The organism is Variovorax sp. Soil_C_39, from assembly GCF_057656815.1.
The window spans coordinates 1-492 of sequence record NZ_JBDGJQ010000044.1; the positions used below are offsets into that span (position 1 = coordinate 1).

Here is a 492-nt window from a genome sequence, read left to right on the forward strand (position 1 = left end):
CTGCTTCACCGAGACGGCCGAGGTCGCTCGCGCGGCACTCGATCTGGGGTTCTACATTTCGTTCTCGGGCATCCTGACCTTCAAGAAGGCCGAGGAACTGCGCCAGGTTGCAGCCTTCGTCCCGCTGGACCGGATGCTGATCGAGACCGACAGCCCCTATCTCGCGCCGGTGCCGTACCGCGGCAAGACCAACAACCCATCGTACGTGCCGTTCGTGGCGAAGCAGATCGCCGAGCTGCGCCAACTGCCCATCGAAGCGGTGGCGAAGGCCACGAGCGACAATTTCGAACAGCTTTTCACGGGAGTAAAAACATGAAGAAGTACATCAAGAAGTTCTTGTATCTATCTGTCGCAGCAGCAACTTTTGCAGCGCATGCCGGTTCGTTCGAAGACTTTTTCCGCGCCGTGCGCGGCGACAACGCAAGCGGCGTGCGCACGCTGCTGAACCGCGGATTCGACCCCAACACGCGCGACGAGCATGGCCAGACCGGC

At 60.8% G+C, this 492-nt stretch carries 1 protein-coding gene and 1 pseudogene; both read left to right on the forward strand.

What is annotated here, in order from left to right; all coding sequences use genetic code 11:
* Positions 1-316, forward strand: a 316-nt coding sequence (locus AC3A6J_RS28020) for a TatD family hydrolase (protein ID WP_487863275.1), incomplete at its 5' end; no start/stop codon positions are given.
* Positions 313-492, forward strand: a pseudogene (locus tag AC3A6J_RS28025) (ankyrin repeat domain-containing protein); the annotation flags it as partial. The gene AC3A6J_RS28020 and the pseudogene AC3A6J_RS28025, both read left to right, overlap by 4 nt.